The organism is Umezawaea beigongshangensis (assembly GCF_016464305.1).
GTDB classification, from domain to species: Bacteria; Actinomycetota; Actinomycetes; order Mycobacteriales; family Pseudonocardiaceae; genus Umezawaea_A; species Umezawaea_A beigongshangensis.
In genome coordinates this window covers 139,396-157,733 of the sequence record NZ_JAEIOJ010000011.1, presented here as the reverse complement: position 1 = coordinate 157,733, position 18,338 = coordinate 139,396, and the positions used below count along the sequence as shown (strand labels likewise).

The 18,338-nt window shown below is 69.1% G+C and carries 16 protein-coding genes and 2 pseudogenes; 6 read left to right on the top strand and 12 right to left on the bottom strand.

The features are described from left to right. Positions 1-131: 131 nt before the first annotated feature. Both IMZ35_RS24670 and IMZ35_RS24665 read right to left on the bottom strand, forming a co-directional pair. Positions 132-1,475 (bottom strand): NtaA/DmoA family FMN-dependent monooxygenase, encoded by a 1,344-nt coding sequence (locus tag IMZ35_RS24670; protein WP_199443571.1) that lies wholly within the window; start codon positions 1,473-1,475, stop codon positions 132-134. Next, positions 1,472-3,025, bottom strand: a complete 1,554-nt coding sequence (locus IMZ35_RS24665; protein ID WP_199443570.1) for an MFS transporter — start codon at positions 3,023-3,025, stop codon at positions 1,472-1,474. The genes IMZ35_RS24670 and IMZ35_RS24665 overlap by 4 nt, the downstream gene beginning before the upstream one ends. 429 nt (positions 3,026-3,454) lie before the next feature. Here IMZ35_RS24665 and IMZ35_RS24660 point away from each other — a divergent pair, with 429 nt between their 5' ends. Further along, positions 3,455-3,847, top strand: coding sequence for a MerR family transcriptional regulator (locus tag IMZ35_RS24660; protein ID WP_199443569.1), 393 nt, complete (start codon positions 3,455-3,457; stop codon positions 3,845-3,847). A 307-nt stretch (positions 3,848-4,154) separates the two neighbouring features. Here the strand turns inward: IMZ35_RS24660 and IMZ35_RS32140 are convergent. From IMZ35_RS32140 to IMZ35_RS24645, 3 genes and pseudogenes are all read right to left on the bottom strand, one after another. Beyond that, positions 4,155-4,400, bottom strand: a pseudogene (locus IMZ35_RS32140) (hypothetical protein); the annotation flags it as partial. Between the two features lie 15 nt (positions 4,401-4,415). Beyond that, complete coding sequence (locus tag IMZ35_RS24650) at positions 4,416-4,553, bottom strand: hypothetical protein (protein WP_199443568.1); 138 nt, start codon at positions 4,551-4,553, stop codon at positions 4,416-4,418. A gap of 88 nt (positions 4,554-4,641) precedes the next feature. After that, complete coding sequence (locus IMZ35_RS24645; protein ID WP_199443567.1) at positions 4,642-5,241, bottom strand: TetR/AcrR family transcriptional regulator; 600 nt, start codon at positions 5,239-5,241, stop codon at positions 4,642-4,644. 95 nt (positions 5,242-5,336) lie between these two features. Here IMZ35_RS24645 and IMZ35_RS24640 point away from each other — a divergent pair, with 95 nt between their 5' ends. Then, positions 5,337-6,827 carry a carboxylesterase/lipase family protein gene (locus IMZ35_RS24640; protein WP_199443566.1) on the top strand — a complete coding sequence of 497 codons (1,491 nt, stop codon included), beginning with the start codon at positions 5,337-5,339 and terminating at the stop codon, positions 6,825-6,827. Between the two features lie 680 nt (positions 6,828-7,507). Here IMZ35_RS24640 and IMZ35_RS24635 read toward each other — a convergent pair. After that, positions 7,508-7,777, bottom strand: a complete 270-nt coding sequence (locus IMZ35_RS24635; RefSeq protein WP_199443565.1) for a transposase — start codon at positions 7,775-7,777, stop codon at positions 7,508-7,510. Positions 7,778-7,854: 77 nt separating this feature from the next. Here IMZ35_RS24635 and IMZ35_RS24630 point away from each other — a divergent pair. Together IMZ35_RS24630 and IMZ35_RS24625 are read left to right on the top strand one after the other, a co-directional pair. Next, positions 7,855-8,795, top strand: a pseudogene (locus tag IMZ35_RS24630) (transposase family protein). Positions 8,796-9,179: 384 nt separating this feature from the next. Further along, positions 9,180-10,421: a NucA/NucB deoxyribonuclease domain-containing protein gene (locus IMZ35_RS24625; protein WP_199443564.1), complete on the top strand. Its 1,242-nt coding sequence runs from the start codon at positions 9,180-9,182 to the stop codon at positions 10,419-10,421. A 21-nt stretch (positions 10,422-10,442) separates the two neighbouring features. Here the strand turns inward: IMZ35_RS24625 and IMZ35_RS24620 are convergent, their stop codons facing one another. The 4 genes from IMZ35_RS24620 to IMZ35_RS24605 form a co-directional block, all read right to left on the bottom strand. Further along, complete coding sequence (locus IMZ35_RS24620) at positions 10,443-10,919, bottom strand: hypothetical protein (protein ID WP_199443563.1); 477 nt, start codon at positions 10,917-10,919, stop codon at positions 10,443-10,445. A gap of 378 nt (positions 10,920-11,297) precedes the next feature. Next, positions 11,298-11,720, bottom strand: a complete 423-nt coding sequence (locus tag IMZ35_RS24615; protein ID WP_199443562.1) for a hypothetical protein — start codon at positions 11,718-11,720, stop codon at positions 11,298-11,300. Positions 11,721-12,136: 416 nt separating this feature from the next. Further along, the gene (locus IMZ35_RS24610) at positions 12,137-12,790 is read right to left on the bottom strand and encodes a hypothetical protein (RefSeq protein ID WP_199443561.1); all 654 of its coding nucleotides are present in this window, start codon (positions 12,788-12,790) and stop codon (positions 12,137-12,139) included. A gap of 70 nt (positions 12,791-12,860) precedes the next feature. Beyond that, positions 12,861-13,871 carry a CPBP family intramembrane glutamic endopeptidase gene (locus tag IMZ35_RS24605; RefSeq protein ID WP_199443560.1) on the bottom strand — a complete coding sequence of 337 codons (1,011 nt, stop codon included), beginning with the start codon at positions 13,869-13,871 and terminating at the stop codon, positions 12,861-12,863. A 184-nt stretch (positions 13,872-14,055) separates the two neighbouring features. Between IMZ35_RS24605 and IMZ35_RS24600 the strand changes: the two genes are divergently transcribed. Together IMZ35_RS24600 and IMZ35_RS24595 are read left to right on the top strand one after the other, a co-directional pair. Then, complete coding sequence (locus tag IMZ35_RS24600) at positions 14,056-14,676, top strand: TetR/AcrR family transcriptional regulator (RefSeq protein ID WP_199443559.1); 621 nt, start codon at positions 14,056-14,058, stop codon at positions 14,674-14,676. A 122-nt stretch (positions 14,677-14,798) separates the two neighbouring features. Next, entirely contained in the window at positions 14,799-15,368 is a 570-nt protein-coding gene (locus IMZ35_RS24595) for an SGNH/GDSL hydrolase family protein (protein WP_199443558.1), read from the top strand. On the opposite strand, the gene IMZ35_RS24590 is transcribed toward IMZ35_RS24595, so the two are convergent. Both IMZ35_RS24590 and IMZ35_RS24585 read right to left on the bottom strand, forming a co-directional pair. Beyond that, positions 15,283-15,714: a hypothetical protein gene (locus tag IMZ35_RS24590; RefSeq protein WP_199443557.1), complete on the bottom strand. Its 432-nt coding sequence runs from the start codon at positions 15,712-15,714 to the stop codon at positions 15,283-15,285. The two genes, IMZ35_RS24595 and IMZ35_RS24590, sit on opposite strands and share 86 nt — an antisense overlap. Positions 15,715-15,946: 232 nt before the next feature. Continuing rightward, entirely contained in the window at positions 15,947-18,094 is a 2,148-nt protein-coding gene (locus IMZ35_RS24585) for a NucA/NucB deoxyribonuclease domain-containing protein (RefSeq protein ID WP_199443556.1), read from the bottom strand. Positions 18,095-18,338: the final 244 nt, after the last annotated feature.

Here is an 18,338-nt window from a genome sequence, read left to right as displayed (position 1 = left end):
GGTGCTCTGCGGTTCTTCGTCTTCACGCCCCCACGACCAGGGCGATCAGCGAGAGCCGCGGGGAATCTGGTTGGCTCGGGCGCGGCACGCAAACGGTCGTCTCACTACTTGCGGCAATCACCTGAGTCCGGTCACTGCTCGGCGCCGGTGATGCGTGGGTCGAGTCCGTACTGGTGGGGCACGCCGAGGTTCGCGCGCAACGTCGTGCCCGGGTACTCGGTGGGGTAGATGCCGCGTTGCTGCAGGATCGGCACGACCTCGTCGACGAAGGCGTCGACGCCGTCCTCGTAGATGTCGGGTGTGACCCAGAAGCCGTCGGCGGCTCCCGCCTCGAACCACTCCTGCAGGTGGTCGGCGTGCAGCTGTCCCGGGCCCACGACCGTGGGGTGGAAGTCGATCACGCCGTGGGCGAGGACGTCGCGGGGGGACCAGCCCTGGAGTGCCACCGCGAGAGCGTTCGACGAGCGCGGGTCCCTCGGTGAGGCGTGCGCGAACGCCAACTGCTCCGGCGTGAGAGGTTCGTCGTACCGGTCCGGGTGGATCCGGATCCCGAGCATCGCGCCGAGGTGGGGCAGACGGGCCTCGATGACGTCGCCCGCATGTTTCAGGCGCCGGTCGAGGCCCTCGCGCACGGTCGGGGCGACGGTGGTCATGATGCCAGGAATGTACTTGATCTCGTCGGGGTCGCGGCCGGCTTCGCGTGCCGCGTTCCGCACGAGTTCGCGCTGGGCGCGCGCCTCCTCGATCGTCCACACCTCGGCGATGAAGCCGCTGGCGTAGCGGCCCGCGATCGACAGCAGGTGCGGGCTGGGGCCGCCGGCGGTGAAGACGACGGGCTGGCCCTGCTCCGACGGCGGGATCGCCAGGGGGCCTCGCGAAGCGAGGTACTCGCCTTTCAGGTTGATCGGTCGCAGCTTCGACGGGTCGATGAAACGGTCCGCTGCCTGGTCCTTGACCCACGCGCCCTGCTGCCAGCTGCCCCACAGCGCCTGGACGATCTGGATGGCCTCGTGGGCGCGCTGGTAACGCTCGTCGCGGTCGGCGACGGGTCTGCCGTAGTTGGCGGCGACGGCGGGATCGCTCGTCGTGACGGCATTCCAGCCTGTGCGACCGTGGCTCAGGACATCGAGGGCCTTGAACTGGCGTGCCGTGTTGAACGGCTCCTGAAAGGTCGTTGACCCGGTGGCGACGAAGCCGATGTTCGTCGTCTCGCGCGCGACGGCGGACAGCTGGATCAGCGGGTCCATGAGGTTGCTGATCGTCGAGTGCTCGACGTCGCCGCGCACGGCGGGGAAGTCGGGGGTGAACAGGAAGGTGAACTTGCCGCGCTCGGCGGCTCTGGCGTGACGCACGGTGGCGTCGACATCGGCGTACGCACCCGGGTCCACGTGCGGGGCACGCCAGGCTCCGTGCAGGCCACCGTATCCGTCGATCAGCCCCATACCGAGGATGAGCTGCTTGTCCGTCGTGGTCACCGGGCCACCGTCTCGCCGACCGCTGCGTCGGTGGCCGATGCGTCAGCCACCGCCTCGCCGCCGACCGGCACGGCCGCGACCGTCACGTCGGCGGCGGGACTCGGTGTCCGACGGACGAAGAAGGCGCCCACCAACACGAGCAGGCCGATGGCCCAGGCGGTCAGGAAGGCGGCGTGTCCGGCGGACGTGGCCTGGTCCGTGCTGAGCACGCCGGCGTCCCGAGCACCGGAACCGATGGTGTAGGCCGAGACGAACACCGCACCGAAAGCGGCACCGGCGAGCTGCTGGGCGGTGGCGAAGGCCGAGGCGGCGTGCGGGTAGAGCTCGGGGCGCAGGCCACCCATCGCACTCGTCGTCAGCGTCGCCCACATCGCGGCCTGCGCGCTGGTGAACACCAGCCACGCGACGATCAGCGTGACCACGCTCGTGCTCTCGTCGACCCGGCTGAGGAACCACAGGACGGCCAGCCAGACGATCGCGGCGGGGATCATCAACGGGCGTGGGCCGAAGCGGTCGTACACCCGGCCGCTCGCAGCCGCAACGATCGAGATCGCGGCCCCGCCGGGGATCAGGAAGAGGCCGAGCTGCAGGGTGCTCAGGCCGGTGACGTGGGTCAGCACCAGCGGGAGCACGACCAGCAGGCCGATCCCGTTGCCCGCGACGAAGAGCATCGTCAGGAGAGGTGCGGTGAACGACCTCCGGAGGAAGATCCGCATGTCCAGGAACGCGCTGTCGCGACGCTGCAGGGGAATCTGCCGGAGGACGAACGCCACCAGGCCTGCCAGGCCCACAGCGATCGGCAGGTACGGCGAGGTGGAGGTGTGCCCGGAGGACGCCTCGCCGATCAGGGAGAGTCCGTAGACCAGGCCGCCGAACCCGAGCGCGGACAGCAGCAGCGACGGCACGTCCAAAGCCACCGGCTCCGGGGTCGTGGTGTTGCGCAACTTCCACGCGCCCAGCGCCAGCGCAGCAACCGCGAACGGCAGCATCAGGATGAACAGCCAGCGCCAGCTCAGTGTGGACAGCACGAGACCTGACAGTGCCGGCCCGACCGCCGGCGCCACGGCCGGAACGGCCGTGGTGATCGCCATCATCTGGCCTCGGCGAGCGACGGGGACCAGGCGCATGGTCGTGGTCATCAACAGGGGCAGGAAGACGGCGGTGCCGGAGGCCTGGATGACGCGGCCGGCCACCAGGACGCCGAACGTCGGCGCGATTGCGGCGAGTGTCGTCCCGACGATGAACAGTGACAGCGCGACCAGGAAGACCGTTCGCATGGGGAACCGTCGCATCACGAAACTGCTGGCCGGGATCAGCACGGCCATGGTCAGCAGGAATCCGGTCGTGACCCACTGCCCGGTGCTCGGGGTGACCCCGAAGTCCTCGATCAGCGTCGGAAGCGCGACTCCCAGGAGCAACTCGTTGAGGAAGACGATGAACGTCGAGACGATCAGGATTCCGATGACCAGGGCGACGCCCGGCGGAAGCCGGTCGTCGGAGGGGACCGTCGGTGCCGGAGCGGCGACGTCAGATTCTGGTGGGGTGCTCATGTGCGTGCTCGCTGTCTCAGGAAGTCGGAAGAGGAGGATCAAGCGGTGCGACGTGCGCGAGTCGTCGGCGCTCAGGAGTCAGGTCCGGGCCGAACAAGTCGGCGCCCGAAGGACAACCGGGTGGGTGGCGGTCGGGCGTGGGTACTCACCGACCCGTGATCGTCTACGAGGATGGCGCTGCTTCCCGAACAGCCGACGATCTTCGCGGCGATGACCGCAGCGCCCCGTCGCGAAGCCCACACGGGTGCGCCGCATCGTCCGCGGTGTCACGTTCTGCGGGCGGCGTTGTGGGAGGTTGCTGGTCCGGACCATGCGACCATCGTGCAACCTTCACACCATGTGAATGTCAACCTCGAGAGACGAGGGGTCACTCACACCCCGTCAACCTTGACATGACTGTAAGGTTGCACAGGTGCCGAGGAGGTGATTATGAAGATTGGTGAACTGGCGAAACGCACCGAGGTCCCGACGCGCATGCTGCGCTACTACGAGGAACAAGGGCTCATCACGCCGCGGCGGCAGCAGAACGGCTACCGAGAGTACGACGAATACCTGGTGGATCGGGTGAAGAAGATTCGCGGCCTGCTCAACTCCGGCATCCCCACGCGCATCATCGGTGACATGCTGCCGTGCCTCAACCAGCCCCAGGAGATCGTTGTCGCTGATCCCGATCCTGAGCTGCGCGAGATGCTCGTGCGTGAGCGCGATCGGATGGCCGAGCGCGTCGCCCTGCTGGAGCACCATCGCCACGCCCTCACCCGGTACATCGCCGCCATGGACCGATCCATCGCTGCGACGACTGCGCCCCGCGTACCGACATGATTCTCCACCCGGGGTGACCGGAGTGACCTTGCTCTGTTCTCGACCCGGACCAGTCGCTCTCCCCACGCGGGCGGTCCGCAACGCCTCGACTTCACCCGGCCGGTGCCCGACGACGCGATCCGCGGGTGCGTGGCGATCGCCCTGCAAGAGCCGACGGGATCGAACATCGTGACCATGCGGTTCGTCGTGGTCCGCGAGGAGGCGAAGCCCCGGGCGGTCGGCGCCGCTTACACCCAACTCCGTCTCGCCCGCGGCGCGGTCGCCGATTCGCGCCGCCCTTGGGAACGTCCCGCACCAGCCGAGCGACTCACTCCCGCCCGAGTACGGCGAGGGTTCCGGCACCTCCACGGCAAGAGGGCCGTCCGCGAAAACCGGTGGGCCGAACCGTGGAATCCACGCTGACCAGTTCCAGCCCGACCTGCCCGCGGGACGCGACCTCGGCGATCGACGCGCCCACCAGCGCCTGGAACAACCCGGCCTCGACCCAGGTGTTGAACCGGGAGCAGACGGTCGACCACGGCCTGTACCGCTCGGGGACACCGCGCCAGCCAGAACCGGTGCGAAACCGTCACAGGATCCCGTTGAACTGATCCCGCACCCGACGCGGCAACGGCCCGGTGGCCGCCACCGGCACGTGCGGCTCGATCAAGGCCCACTCGGCATCGGTCAGACCACAACGCGCCACATCCGTGTTCTGCCAGCCCAACCAGCACACCACCGGGCCTCCCCCAGATCCGAACCCCGAACAGCACAGTGCTGAGCTTGTCCCCACCCGCCCCGCGTCCGGGGACAGGTCACGTACTCCCGAACAGCCGGTCCAGATGCACGTCGATCGCGGCGAGCGCGTCCCGGGGCTCGATCACGTCGAGTTCGATCAGGGAGGTGAAGCCGGTGAGGGCGAGGAGCAGGTTGGTCTCGGTGGCCGGGTCGCGGCCGGAGTCGATGTGCCCGTCGGCGATCGCCTGGCGAACCAGCTGCTCGACGTGGGTCCGCCCTTGGACGAGGCCGCGGCGCGCCTGCTCGTGCACGGCCTCGTCGTGCAGCGCCTCCAGGACGTAGGCGGCGCTCATCCGGCTGGTCGCGCGGGCGTCGGCATGCAGGGGAAGCATTTCCGCGAGCGTCAGTCGCAGCACGTCACGGGGGTGCGGACGGTCACCGAGCTTTTCGAGCCCCCGGTGCACGCGCGCCGAGGTCTGCTCGGACGCGAAATCCATGGCGAAGGAGAGCATGGCGGTCCGGGAGGCGAAGTAGTGCTGCAACTGCCCGAGTGACATGCCCGCTTCCTGCGCCACCACGCGCATCGTCAGCTGCGTGACGCCGCGCTGCTCCACCACCCGCCACAGTGCGCGGGCGATCGCTTCGCGGCGTCCGCGGTGATCCACCTGCTTCGGCATCGCCGGCCCCTCCCCAGCACCCGGGACTGTTCCAATACGATTGACATAATACACCTGACCTACAACCCTGGGTCCACTCCAGGGAAGGAATCGTCATGTCCGAACAGCCAAAGGTACGAACCACGCAAGGCGTGGTGCAGGGGCGCCGGCGGCAGGGGCACGCGGTGTTCCGCGGCATCCCCTACGCCCAGCCCCCGACCGGAGCGCTCCGCTTCGCCGCGCCCGCGCCGCCGCACCGCTGGGAGGGGACGAGACAGGCGGTCGAGTTCGGCCCCGTGGCGCCGTTGTCCCTGCCGATCGACGTGCCCCCGCAGGGCACCGACTGGCTGACGCTCAACGTCGGCACCCCGGATCCCGGCGCGGCGGGACTGCCGGTGCTGGTCTGGATCCCCGTGGGGGGCTACCTCTCGGCGGCGTCGAGCGACCCGATGTACGACCCGGCAGCGCTGGCCGAGGCGGGAGTCGTCGTGGTGACCATCAACTGCCGCGTGGGCGCGGAGGGATTCGCGTTCCTCGACGACGTGCCGCCCAACCGCGGATTCCTCGACCAGATCGCGGCGCTGGAGTGGGTGCAGCGCAACATCGCCGCCTTCGGAGGCGACCCCGGCCGGGTCACCGTGGGCGGGGTGTCCGCCGGGGCGGGCTCGGTCGCCGCCCTGCTGACGATGAAGTCCGCGCGCGGCCTGTTCCGGCGGGCCATCGCCCATTCGGTGCCGGGGCTGCACAGCACCCCCGCGCTGGCACGGCAGGTCACCGCCGCGTTCGCGGACCGGCTCGGCGCAGCGGCCCCCACCGCCGAGGCCCTGCGCGACATCGACCCGTGGCACCTGGCCGCCGAGCTCACCTCCTTCAACGCCGGCCTCCACGCGCACCGGGAGAGCTGGGGACGCCTCACGGAGACCGGCACCGCGCTGTGCCCCGTCGTCGACGGCGAGGTCCTCCCGGAAACGCCTTGGCCCGCGCTGACCGGCGCGCGCGCAAGCGGGACCGAACTGCTCGTCGGCCACACCAGGGACGAATTCCGGTACTTCAGCGTCATGAGCGGCCGGTACGGCACCTTCACCGAGGAGGACGCCCACGCAGCCCTGGAACTGCACGCCCCGCAGCCGGACGGCGCGCGGGCCTACCGTGCCGCGTTCCCGCAGGCAGACCCGGAGGAGCTGGTGGAGACGGTGTACTCCGACGCCCTCTTCCGCATGCCGTCGCAGAAGCTGGCCGAGGCGAACGCCGCAGTCGGCGGCACCTCCTACCTGTTCGAACTGTGCTGGGTCGCCCCGGCCCTCGGCGGCATCCTGGGCGCCTGCCACAGCCTCGACGTGCCCTTGGCGTTCGGCACGCTGGACAGCCCCGTCGGCACCCAGCTCATCGGCGAAGAGCCCACCCCCGAGGCCGTGGCGCTCTCCCGCGAACTCAAGGAGGCGTGGGTCCGCTTCGTCAGCACCGGCGACGCGGGCTGGTCCGCTCACCGGCCCGGCGAGCACCTCACCCGCGTCCTGGACACCGAGTCGAAGACTCTGCCCTACCCCGAACAGGCATCCCGCCAGATCTGGGAAGGCCACTACCCCGCCCCCTTCGATCTCACGTAGTCGTCCGGGTCGGCTCCCACGACTGCGACGCCGCCACTCACCCGCCCATCGGGAACAGCGCGAACTGGCGTACAGCCAGGCAACACCCGGCCCGGCGGCGCACGATGACGTGGGTACGACGTGACGGTGTTCCAGATCTCACCACCGAGACCGTCGATCACGACGGCGTGGTGGTCACGGCGCTCAACGGCGACATCGACACCACCAATGCCGGTCAGGCGCGCACCGCGCTCCAGGAGCAGCTCAACAACGCCCGATCGGGATCGTGGTCCACCCGGCGGTGGGCTTGCGCGCTTCGACAGGGCTGTCGAGGCACGGTGAGCCCATCGCCGAGCGCACCAGGCCGGAGTCGGTTTCGCGGTCGTGGCGGCAGCGCACTCAGCGCATCGTTCGTTGCAGGTCGCGGGTACGGATCGCAGCGTGCTGGTGCACGAGTCCGTTCCACGTCCGGTCGAGGCGCTGCGCACGGCCTCGGCGACCGAGCGGCCGATCGCGCACTCCGACGACCCCGGCGCCGCGCCCGCTTGTACACGCGAAGATCGCCCTGGTCGGCGTGCCACAGCGACCGGCCGCCGCGGTGCTGACACAAGAACGACCGAACAGCATCAGGTCACGGGCGTAGGCCTGCCTGGTGTGGTCAGACCTCGCGGCCCAGCAGTCGAGCTCTCCGACGAACCGGTTCAGGTGCACGTCGTAGGAACCGTCCGGCCCGAGCACAAACGGCATCCCAGCGCCGTGAAGCGTTCGGTGAACACGACGAACCACAGCGCGCCGCACGAGGCGACCGCGGACATGACGTTGACCCTCAGGCGTTTGCCGGTCACCCGCACGATCGGAGTCCTGCCCCTCGGCGCCCACGAGCGGCCTGGCGGTGCGGCGTCGGAGCGCAGCCCGCACTGGTCGACCCACGCGATCGCCGCACCCTCGGCCTTGGCGCGTGCCTCGATCACCGGACAGTCCTCGTCCAGACGAGTAGGTCCAAGGGGGACACCTGCAGACGCGAAGCGAGGGTGTCGACGTACGGGTTGTGACGACCGACATCGACACCCTCGCGACCGCACTCCACGTCAGAACCGACGACCTGCTGAAGGACGCGCCGCACCTGGCCCCCTGGCGGTCGAAGGTCGGTATAAGCCGAGGTTGACCGATGCGGAGCCGGTCACCCTGGCGGTGATGCAGGCCCTGCACTGGTTCACCGGCGAGGCCTGGTGCCTGCGCCACGCTCGCACCCACCTGCGCCACCTGTTTCGCCACCTTCCCGGCCAGTCCGGCTGCAACAAGCGGCTGCGCCACGCCACCGGCCTGGTCAAAGCGGTGATCCGGCTGCTGGCGGTGGACACCACGCTGTGGACCGACGACGTGTGGCTGGTCAACTCCACCCCGGTGGAGTGCGGCCGCTCCCGGTGGACCGCCAAGCGCTCGGACCTGGCCGGACGGGCGCAGTACGGCTACTGCGCCTGGCACTCCCGCTTCTTCTGGGGACCGCGACCGCACCTGCTGTGCACCCCCGGCGGCCTGCCGATCACCTTCGCTCTGACCGGCACCGAGGCCGACGAGCGCACCACCCTGCTCGGCCTCTCGGCCGTCGACCTCGACCTGGTCGCGCAGCGGCCCGGCCAGACCCTGATCGCCGACCGCAACTACTGCGGCCGCGAGTTCGAGCACACCCTGGCCGAGGCCGGGATCGTGCTGCTGCCCCCGGCCCGCAAAGGCGAAGCCCCGCAGCCCGGGGCGCGGCTGTTCGAGCTGCTGCGCCAGATCATCAAGTCGATCAACCAGACCTTCAAGGCCCACCTCGACCTGGAACGACACGGCGGACGCACCACACCCGGCGTGATCATCCGCGTCCTGCACCGCGTCCTCGCCCTGACCGCCGCCATCTGGCACAACAACCACACCGACCAACCCGTCAAACGATCACTGACCGCCTACGACCACCAACCACCGCTTGGACTTGATGGACGATGATTCGGGGCGCCGCTGCGTCATCCGGTATTCGATCGACGACAACATCCGCCCGAACCTCGACCGTTCATGCGGCTCGGTTTGGAATATTTCCGAGGTGTTGTTCGGTTTGTCGTGCGCTGGTAGCTTCACAAAGGTGCTGGGGAGGCACACACCGGGGCGGGGGTCCTGTGTTTTTCAGCGCTTTCGTGCGCTAGGGGGATTTTCTGTTCGCGGCCTCTCGGGCTGTTGTGTCCACAACGACGAAGGCGAGCGATGACAACACATATCACATGGTCGAGGCGTGGCCGGATGCGCGTTCTGGTTACGACACTGGCCGCGTTGGGAATGATCGCGGGCGGGATTGCGCCCGCGTCGGCGGATCCCGATGCGATTCCACCGGACCTGTTGTCCAAGGGCACGGTGGTGTCCTCGGAGTTGCGGTTCTTCCCGGCGAACGAGGTCGGGGCGAGCGACGACACGGGTGCCCGCAGCGGGCCGCGGCCCGGTCTGGAGCAGTTGCGGCAGGAGGACCGCGACGCGACGGCGACCTACCGGTCGCACTACTCCGCGCCGGAGGTCACCGCGCAGGACTGGTCCGCGCCACCGTTCGAGTACGACTACATCACCAGTGCTTTCGAGTGCCAGGAGCACGCGGCCGAGGCCGGTTCGGCCGACGGCTGGATCAAGAACCACTACGCGTTCTGCCGCATCATGCGAGGTGAGAAGGGCGACCGGGTCTGCATCGGATCGGCCTGCTTCGTCGTGAAGTCGACCTTTCGCGTCACGATCCTGGGGTTCGGGTCCGAGCGTGACCGGGCCGTGCGGTTCGTGACGTTCGTGGACGAGATCGTGTCCAACAACCAGGCGCTCAAGGAGGCGACCTTCCTCAAACTGGATCTGGAGTGCTTGGCGCTGGTCAACGGCGACGAGTGCACCGAGGACCCGCAGAACCCCGCGGAGGTGGAGAAGTCGTTGGGGCAGTGGGAACGAGTGCCCACCTACACCACGCGATTCACCTCCGCAGCCCCCGCGTTGACGCCGGAGAACCCCAACCGCCTCGGCTACATGGACTTCTGGTCGCGTGCCACCGCCAGGGTGGTCGGGCTGCCCGGCTCCAGGCCCCAGACGCAGGACAGCCCGCCGCAGAAGGTCCGGTACGACACCGTCAACTACCTGAACTTCAACGGCAACAACGGCGCCATCTTCAGTCGGGTCAAGGCCGTCATCCACTTCCCGGTGAGCCGCCCGGAATTCGCGGCGATGACGGAGTCGGCGGCGCACTACCGACTCGCGATGCAATCGCCGCAGCTCACCGTTCCGCGCATCGACGGCAAGACCATTCCCGGCGCGGTGGACGGCGAAGCCCTCACCCGGTGGTACTTCAACAACTTCAACCAGAACCGGACGGAGGCGGTGAAGGCGTGCGTCGCCGAATGGGGCGCCGGCTACACCGAAGATGGCAAGTACCAGTGCGACGAGTACCCGTTCAACGCCACCCACCAGGGCGCAGCCCGCGGTGACGGGCGGTTCTCGGTGGCCCGCATCCCCGGCCCCGACAACGAGGCCGCCGGCCGGTGGCTGGGCGCCTGGTACTCCTACGACCGGATCCTCGACAGCGACGCCTTCCACGTCGACGCCACACCGTGACGACGGGAGCGGGACGGGCGGTCATCCCGCCCGTCCCGCTCCCGTCCGGGGCCAGAACTGCATCACCCAGCGCTCGACGACCTCACCGGTGTAGGGCATGGCCCCCGCCTGCAGGGCCGCCTGCCGACCGCGACAGCACACGCGCACCGCGTACGCGCCGGGAGCGCCGATCCGCAGGGTCTGCTCGGACACCCCCGCCGTCACCGCGGCCAGTCGCAGCACTCCCGAGGTCACGGTGAGCTCGTCCTCCCACACCGCGTCCCACGCTCCCCCGGGCGGCTCCGGCGGCCCGTCCCAGGACTCCAGCCGCACCGCCGCCCGGTGCATCGCGCCGCCGCTGCGGAAGATCGCGCCGTTCCTGCCGGTCAGCATCGTCGTCGGCGAGCCCAGCGCGCCCCAGCCCCGCTCGCCCGGCTCCACCCGGTCGTCGTCGATCAGACCGAACACGTTCCACTCGACGTCCGCGTGGTCCTCCAGCGCGGTCAGCAACGTTCCCATCTCCGCCCCCTCGGCATCCGTGGTCCGTGATGCGCCGACCAGCATGCCCACCCGGCCGCGGATGCGGTACCGACACGCCACCCGGATGCCCCTTCCGGTGCGACGAGGATGCGGCGGGCGCCCCCACCCGACCGGCTCCCCTTCCACGTCGACGCCACACCGTGACGACGGGAGCGGGCCGGGCGGTCGCCGCCATCCTCGACGAGCGTCAACGGATCGGTGTGCTGGTCGACGACGCCGACACCGTCCTGCACGGCGCCATCGAGGACGTGCCACTGGAGCTGGCAGGCTCAGGGGCGGAGGGTGCGGGGCGTGCTGTGCGGGGAGCGTTGGCGGCATCGTCCGTGCGCGTCGTCGCTGCTCGCGTGAGCGGCTCGTTCAGAGGGACGTCCGGGCCACTCTGCACCGGGCCCAGCGGCGCGTCGCGCTGGTGGCGGGTGTGTGCGCGAACCCGCGCTCCCACACGCGCAGCACCGATGCGGCGAAGGCCGTGATCTCCTCGAGTGGCGCGGCGGCGAATCCGTCGAGGTCGTGGGCCCACTTCTCCGCGGCGTCGGGGTCGTGCCCCGACGCGGTGAGCCGGATCAACGGACGCGGCGACGCCGCGGCGCGGCTGATCGCCCGCACGGCGTCCGCGATCAGCGGCAGGTCGGACGAGCCGGGTGACAGGTCGGCGTGCTGCCCGGAGACGTGCTCGAATCCGAGCAGCGGCCAACCACCGGGCTCGATGTCCCCCAGCAGGCGCGGGCGAGCCGTTCGGGCAGGAACGCACTCACCGCGACCTCGTTGCGGTGCACCCACGCCGAGTCAGCACAGCTCCGATTTCGCGCTTCACAGCGCGCGTCACGGCGTCGGGGAGCGTGTGCCAGTCACGGCGATCGGTCGTGGTCTCCTCGTACGTCGACTCACCCAACACCCAACAGCTCGACAACAGCTGCTCGCGGTGCCCGCCGCGCAAGCCGCACTCGACCACACCGGCGGACGACGATCCGGGGCGTGGGAGCGCTCATCGGCGGGGGCAGGCCAGGACGGGGCCTGCCGCGATGGCGTGGTCGCAGCCGTAGCGGGTGTCGACGGACAGCGGGGCGTTGCTGTGGAACACGGACGGGTCTTTCTGCTCGACGGATGTGTCGGTCGCACTTCCGTCCCACCGCTGAAAGACCCGTCCCCTCGTCTCAGCTCCTACCGCCCGTCACCAACGTCACGACCCACAACAACTAGGTACCGGCGCCGCTGTCGAGGAGCCAGTGGTAGCGCATGCGCATCGCGCGCTCGACGGCGCCGATCGCGGCGCCGACACCGAGTGTCAGGTTGAGCCACGGCGGCAGCCTCACCTGCGACTCGAACGTGCCCAGCGTGGCGGCGATCGCCGGGATCTGGGAGATCGGTTCTGCAATCTGCAGCAGGTTCGATCCGACGCCGATGAGCAGCATCAGGATCGAGACGGCGCCGATGAGCCCGCTCGCGGCGGGATGCTCGCGCGCAAAGCGCATGCGTCGTCCCTCGGCGGATCGCGGGTCGGGCACGAGACGCTGCACCGTGCCGTCGTCGCCGACGAAGTGGCAGCGGCGCATGCCCGCCTCGCTCCTGTGGACCTCGATGTGACCGCCCGCGACCGGAAAGCGCGCCGGCAGCTTCGACTCCAGCCGGAGGCGGCCGTCGAGGTAGAGCCCGGCCCTCACCACACCCGACTCGGCGTCCCCGCCGTGCTCGACCTCGACCGTGTGCACGACCGGACGCCCGTGGACCGGGAGGGTGATCGACAACACCGAGCGCCGCACCATCTGCCACCAGCGGAAGGGCTTGAGCGCCCGCCCGTCGCCCGGCTTCGCGCGCTTGGCCAGCCGGCGTTCGTTCCAGCTCGCGCTCATGCCTCCTGACTCCCCTGGCGGTCGGCCGCGATGTGTCGCGTGGCTCGCTGCCGCCGATTCCGGCGGGGCGTCACCGCTCGTCCGACGTCGTGCCGACGAGCGCGCCGACCTCCGGTCCGCCGGCGCGCGTACCGCGTGTCGCCCCCCCGTTCCCCGGTGTGCGGGCGGGGCCGGTCCTGCGGGTCGTCCACCAGACGATGGCGGTGATGACGACCAGCGTCGCGCTGGGGACGAGGTTCGCCCACGAACCGACCGCCTCCGACCGGGCCGCGAGTTCGGCGCCCACGTCGACGTGCAGGGTCGTGGCGAGCACGAGGAACGACACGTTGTAGACGCCGTGCAGGACGACCGCGACCTCCAGTCCGCCCGTGCGCCAGGTGACGACCGCCATCGACGAGAACAGCACGAGGTAGGAGGCGAACAGGAACGGGTCGAGCGTTCCGTGGGCGAGTGAGAACAGCACGGTCGTCACGACGATGCCGAGGACCGCGCCGGACCGGGCCCCGCGGGTCCAGCCCCCGAGCACACGAAACATCAGGCCCCGGAACCCGTACTCCTCCCCCGCTGCGCCGAGAGGTGTCAGCAGCATTCCGATGACGAAGAACCAGACCAGATCAGCGGTCGTCCACGGAGCAGGGTCGTCGGCGCCCAGCGACCCGACCGCGATCACGACCAGCAGGGGCGGGCCGAACACCAGCAGCGCGCGGGCGAGGACGCCGAACCGGAACCGTCCCGCCACCGAGTGCAGCGACCTCGCGGGCACGCCGTAGAGGACACGCTGCACCAGCATGCTGTACGGGATCAACGCAGCCAGCCCCAGCGCACCCGCGGCCTGACGCAGCGGCGTCGAGGGCCCGGAACGTGCGAACAGAGCGGCGTCGACGACCTCCGAGAGACGGTGGAACAGGATCGCGAACCCGACGAACCCGGCCACCAGCAGCACGATCGCGACAATTCCGCGCAGGATGCCTCGTTTCTCGGTCGCGTAGACCCGGTGGTACTCGAGGCCCGTCGGCGTCGCGGGCGTCCACTCGGGGTGGTCACCTCGTAAGAGCCAGGGGTCGCGGTCGGCGACCGTCATCGTCTGCTCCTCGTCGTCTTGACGTGTGACCGTCTCGAGCCCGTCGCGATGACGCGAGCCACTCCGGGCGTGTCCACGCCTCCGCTATCCGACTCTTCGACTATCACACTGTACTAGTTTCTTCGCACTCTAGCACTCTGTGCTAGTAACGTCGGAGCTACCGCCGGATGAAGCGAACGGACCGATGCCACACAGCACGCGAGACAAGATCCTGATCGCCGCGGCGACCATGCTCGGCGAGGATCCGACGGCCAGGTTGAGCGTGCGGGCAGTCGCAGCGCGAGCGGGGGTCAGTACAGGATCACTTCGACACTTCTTCCCCACGCAGCGAGAACTGATCGACGCGGTCGTCGAAGGACTCCAGACGCTCGACCTTCCCGAGGATCCGATGAGGGACACCTCGCGCAGCCCGGCCGAGCGGCTCGAAGCATGCCTGCAACTACTGCTCTCGGGTGCAGGAACGGGCGAGAAGGCACGCCAGAACTGGACCGCTCTTCACGAGGCGTACGTGGCGTCAACCGTGCCCGAGGATGCGGTGCACGTGTTCTCCGCGCTGGAGCGCCTCTCCGTCGACCAGGTCGAACGATGGCTCGTCGTACTGCGCGACGAGGGCGTACTGGCGCCCGGCGACCTCGAGCAGCACGCTCGGTTCCTCCTCACGGTCGTGAACGGGTTGTCGCTCGAACGCGCCCTTCCCGGCGCGCACTCTCGCATCGGCTTCGAAGCGCACACGCTCAGGACCGCCGCCGCCGCCGTGCTGCAACACGGCATCGGCGCTCGCTCCGCCACGGGGGAACGATCCTGATCACGACGCCGCTGACGAGGTAGTTCCTCCACGGTGCGGAGGAGGTCGAGCGGAGCGCTCGGGGCGTGCTGCCCCACCGGTTCCCGCGATCGGTGCGCGAACGAGACGCATATCCACAACTGTTGCTGATGGAGGCGCAGCCGTCCGGCGTGCGTGCTGTCGTCAACACCACGACCGCGGCGGTGACGCTCGACGTCCGTTCGACCCGAGTCGCCTACCGCGGCCCGCCTCGAGCGCGCGGCATCGTCGAGGTCGTCGTGAACGGGGAACTTCGGGCGTCTCGCGAACTCACGGGAGGGGATCTCGTCGAGCTCGTCCTCCGCGACGGATCTCGGAGCCTCGTGGAGGGGCCGGTCGATCGGATCGCCGCCGCGGGGTCGGGCGACGAGCGCGTCGAGGGCAGCGCCCTCGTCGACCCCTGCACGGCACAAGTGATCCGAGAAACGCCGGCCGACATCTTCAGCGTCAAGCTCGGCATCAACGTCGTCACCACGGACGCGATGCGTCTGCGCAGCTTCGCACCCGCCGTCCACGGATTTCTCGACACCACCAGAGACGGCCATCCCGACACTCCGCTGCTCTTGATCTCCCGCTGCATCGCGGCATTCACGAGACGACCCCGGGCCGGGAGCGATCGATCCCGAGAGCTTCGGCACCGGCCCCCGCTTCACCGCCACCGGCACAGCCGGTGACGTGGCGGGCGGCAGGCTTACACTCACCGTCGTCCGTGACGCGCTGGCGACGGTCGCTGCCGCACGTAGCGATGATCCGCACCTGCGGTATGTCGATGGTCTGCGGCTCTTCGGCGCGGCCGACGCGGACCACCTTCCTCGATTCGCCGACCTCGCGCGGGACCTCGAGGTCGACGAGGTGGTCCGCGACGGCGGCATCGGCCTGGAAACGCTGCTGGACGCGGTGCCGAACGTGCGCGGCCAGCAGACCGTCCACTCCGACGACCAGCCCGATCAGTTCGACCGCCGCTTGGCGGGTCCACAGCGGCCCGCCGATCAGCGGCTCCTCCGGGGTGTGGTCGGCCATCGCGGCGAACAGGGTGTCCCGATCCTCCGCGCCGATCGGCTCGACAGGGCCGGGACGTCCCGCGCGGGTCGCCAAGCCCTCGCGGCCGTCCCGTCGGCAGGTGCCACCGGGCTCAGCACCTCACGCTCTGCGGGCGACAACCGGTGGGCACCCTCGACCTCCATCACGAGTGATCGACCTGCCGGAAGACGATCACTTTCGATTCAACGACTACCCGACCTTGCGGAAGTTCCTACGGAATGCCGGGCGACGCACCGCCTGATGTCGCCAGGCTGAACTTGTCCTGGTCGACAACGCGTTCCTCGCCGTAGAACTTGCCCAGCAAACTACCGCTGCGCCTGTTCTGCCCCGAGTCGATCATGCAGACGCTGTATCCGTCAGGTCCGGTGACGATCGGCAGATCCTTGACGTTGCAGTTGGCGTGAACGGTGCGGCCCAGGTCGGGATGGGCGGCTGCACCCTCGTAGCTGGACGCGAACGGGTATTCGTCGCAGTCGCGGCCGGTCAGGCGTCGGGCGTCAGCGGCAGGGCCCCTACGGGGGCAGGAGTGCTGACGGTTTATGTCCCGCTTGAGTTTGTCGGCCTGCCGGTGAAGAGGTCTGCTCGCCGAACCAGGCAGACCGGATGCGATCGCCTCGGCGACGTGCCAGGTCTGCTCGGTGGTGACCGATGTCAATTTGAATTCGGGCGTCACACCGGGGTACACGCACCCCTGGCGGAATTTCCCATTGGACAGCTTCATCGTGGAATCGCATCGCACGTTGGCGACTCGTATGTTGCCCCACTGCTGGCCAGGCACGATCTCGGGGTCCAAGTTTCCGAAGTTCCACGCGATGTTGACGACCGGGTACTTCAACGCCTCGTCGGCCATCGCCTGTTGCTTCCACTTCACGACGATGACTTTCGACTGGCCCGACTTGATCAGGGCCCCGTCGTCGGCTCCGTCGACGCTGTACGACCCGGCAGGCGCGTTGTTGTAGGCCAGCTTGTACCGGAAAGTCGGCTTGCCCGTCTTACCCGTCAGGCCGTGGAAGTCAACGCGGAACTCCTGCTGGAACTCGCCGGACTTGTGCGACGTGAGAACACCGGTCTTCACGGTGAAGGGGATCGACCCGACTTCAACGCCCTTGGTGTCGATCACGTCGACGTCCAGGTTCCAGATCATGCACGCGTGCTTTCGTTCCGTGCGCCACTGCCCATCCCACGGCTGGTCCAGGCACAGAGGGGAGATGAACGTTCCCTGCGTGTCGGGGCCGTCGATGATCGGATCGTCCGATGGGTCGTCGTTGGCAACTGCCGCCGCACGGTCGTGCATGCAGGACTGGCCTGCGGCGCAGGGCTCCAGTGTGCCGGTTTTGTCCTGGATCACCGGCCTGCCAGCACCTTCGGTGTTGGCGTCGGCGGCGAAGTCCGCCCACGTCACCGGGACCTGGTCGCCCACGGTCGGGTCCGCGTCCGCGCCATCGGGGTCGCCAGCCGCGACCGGATCGGTCGGGAACCCCATCGTCCCGAACTGAAAGTCCTGGTCCCAGGACGATCCGCGCGACTGTTGGTCGGCGATCGGGTACCCGTACGGGCCCTTCTCGTAGCCGGACAGTTCCCACTTGATCAGCAGCCCGCCACTGACCGGATGCGCCCCGTACGCGGCAGTCCAGTAGATCATCCCGTGCTCGAACCTGGCACCTCTACCGATCCCGTCGGGCGTGACGAACTCCTCGGATGCGGGGTATCCCAGGTATCCGGCCTCCCATCCGCTTTCGGCCCACTTGTCGCGGATCGCTCCGCGCACGGCGTACGCCTCGTTCAGCTTCCAGTAGATGTCACCGGATTCGAAGTGCTGGCGGCGGCCGACACCATCAGGATTCACGATTTCATCCGACGTGGGGTAGCCGAGCGGTCCGGCCTCCCAGCCGTTACGGGCCCACGCCGCGAAGAAGTGGTTGACGACCGGATGCGCGCCCCCCTGCGGGGACCAGTAGATCGGCCCGTTGACGAACTCGGTGCGCTTGCCGACCCCGTCAGGATTTGCCAGCTCGTCGGATTTCGGGAACGACAGGAAGCTGCCCGGACCGCCGAGTTCGTTGTACTTGTCCCGGATCGCACCGCATACCGGATAGGGGGACGGCCAGTACACCTGACACTGGGCATCGGCACGATCACGCCGCCCGGAGGAACGCGATGCCGCCTCCACGGTCTCCGCCAAGTCCGCATCCTCGTCGCTGAACCCGGCGGGGACCGGCTCCCGGTCCGAGCGCATCCCACCCGGCACCACCGTGGCGTTCGGGTGATCGGTCGGTGTCCACGCATACTGCGCCGAGTCCGCTTGCGCAGCCGCAACACCACTGGTTCCCGCCAGGATCACCACCGCCACGACGAGCACGACCCGGGACCATCGGGAAACCCGCCGTGCCGAGCTTCTCTGACCGAAGATCATGGACCACCCCCGTGAATTCACGTGCGACTGAGCGACATCGCAAATCCTGAGCGTAGTCGCGAGATAACAGTTCGTCACAGCAAAAGTGCGGAGGCGCCGCCGCCCGCGGAGCGCGTCAGCTCGGACCCCGACTTGGGCTAGTGATTCCTGATCGGACGCAGGGGGTGACAGTCGGGGCTCGGGTGGCGAA

Bases quoted from the DNA above. Each gene is read 5' to 3' on its own strand.
- IMZ35_RS24665 (WP_199443570.1), bottom strand. From the start codon at position 3,025: ATGAGCACCCCACCAGAATCTGACGTCGCCGCTCCGGCACCGACGGTC.
- IMZ35_RS24660 (WP_199443569.1), top strand. From the start codon at position 3,455: ATGAAGATTGGTGAACTGGCGAAACGCACCGAGGTCCCGACGCGCATG.
- IMZ35_RS24645 (WP_199443567.1), bottom strand. From the start codon at position 5,241: ATGCCGAAGCAGGTGGATCACCGCGGACGCCGCGAAGCGATCGCCCGC.
- IMZ35_RS24640 (WP_199443566.1), top strand. From the start codon at position 5,337: ATGTCCGAACAGCCAAAGGTACGAACCACGCAAGGCGTGGTGCAGGGG.
- IMZ35_RS24620 (WP_199443563.1), bottom strand. From the start codon at position 10,919: ATGGGAACGTTGCTGACCGCGCTGGAGGACCACGCGGACGTCGAGTGG.
- IMZ35_RS24610 (WP_199443561.1), bottom strand. From the start codon at position 12,790: ATGAGCGCGAGCTGGAACGAACGCCGGCTGGCCAAGCGCGCGAAGCCG.
- IMZ35_RS24605 (WP_199443560.1), bottom strand. From the start codon at position 13,871: ATGACGGTCGCCGACCGCGACCCCTGGCTCTTACGAGGTGACCACCCC.
- IMZ35_RS24600 (WP_199443559.1), top strand. From the start codon at position 14,056: ATGCCACACAGCACGCGAGACAAGATCCTGATCGCCGCGGCGACCATG.
- IMZ35_RS24590 (WP_199443557.1), bottom strand. From the start codon at position 15,714: ATGGCCGACCACACCCCGGAGGAGCCGCTGATCGGCGGGCCGCTGTGG.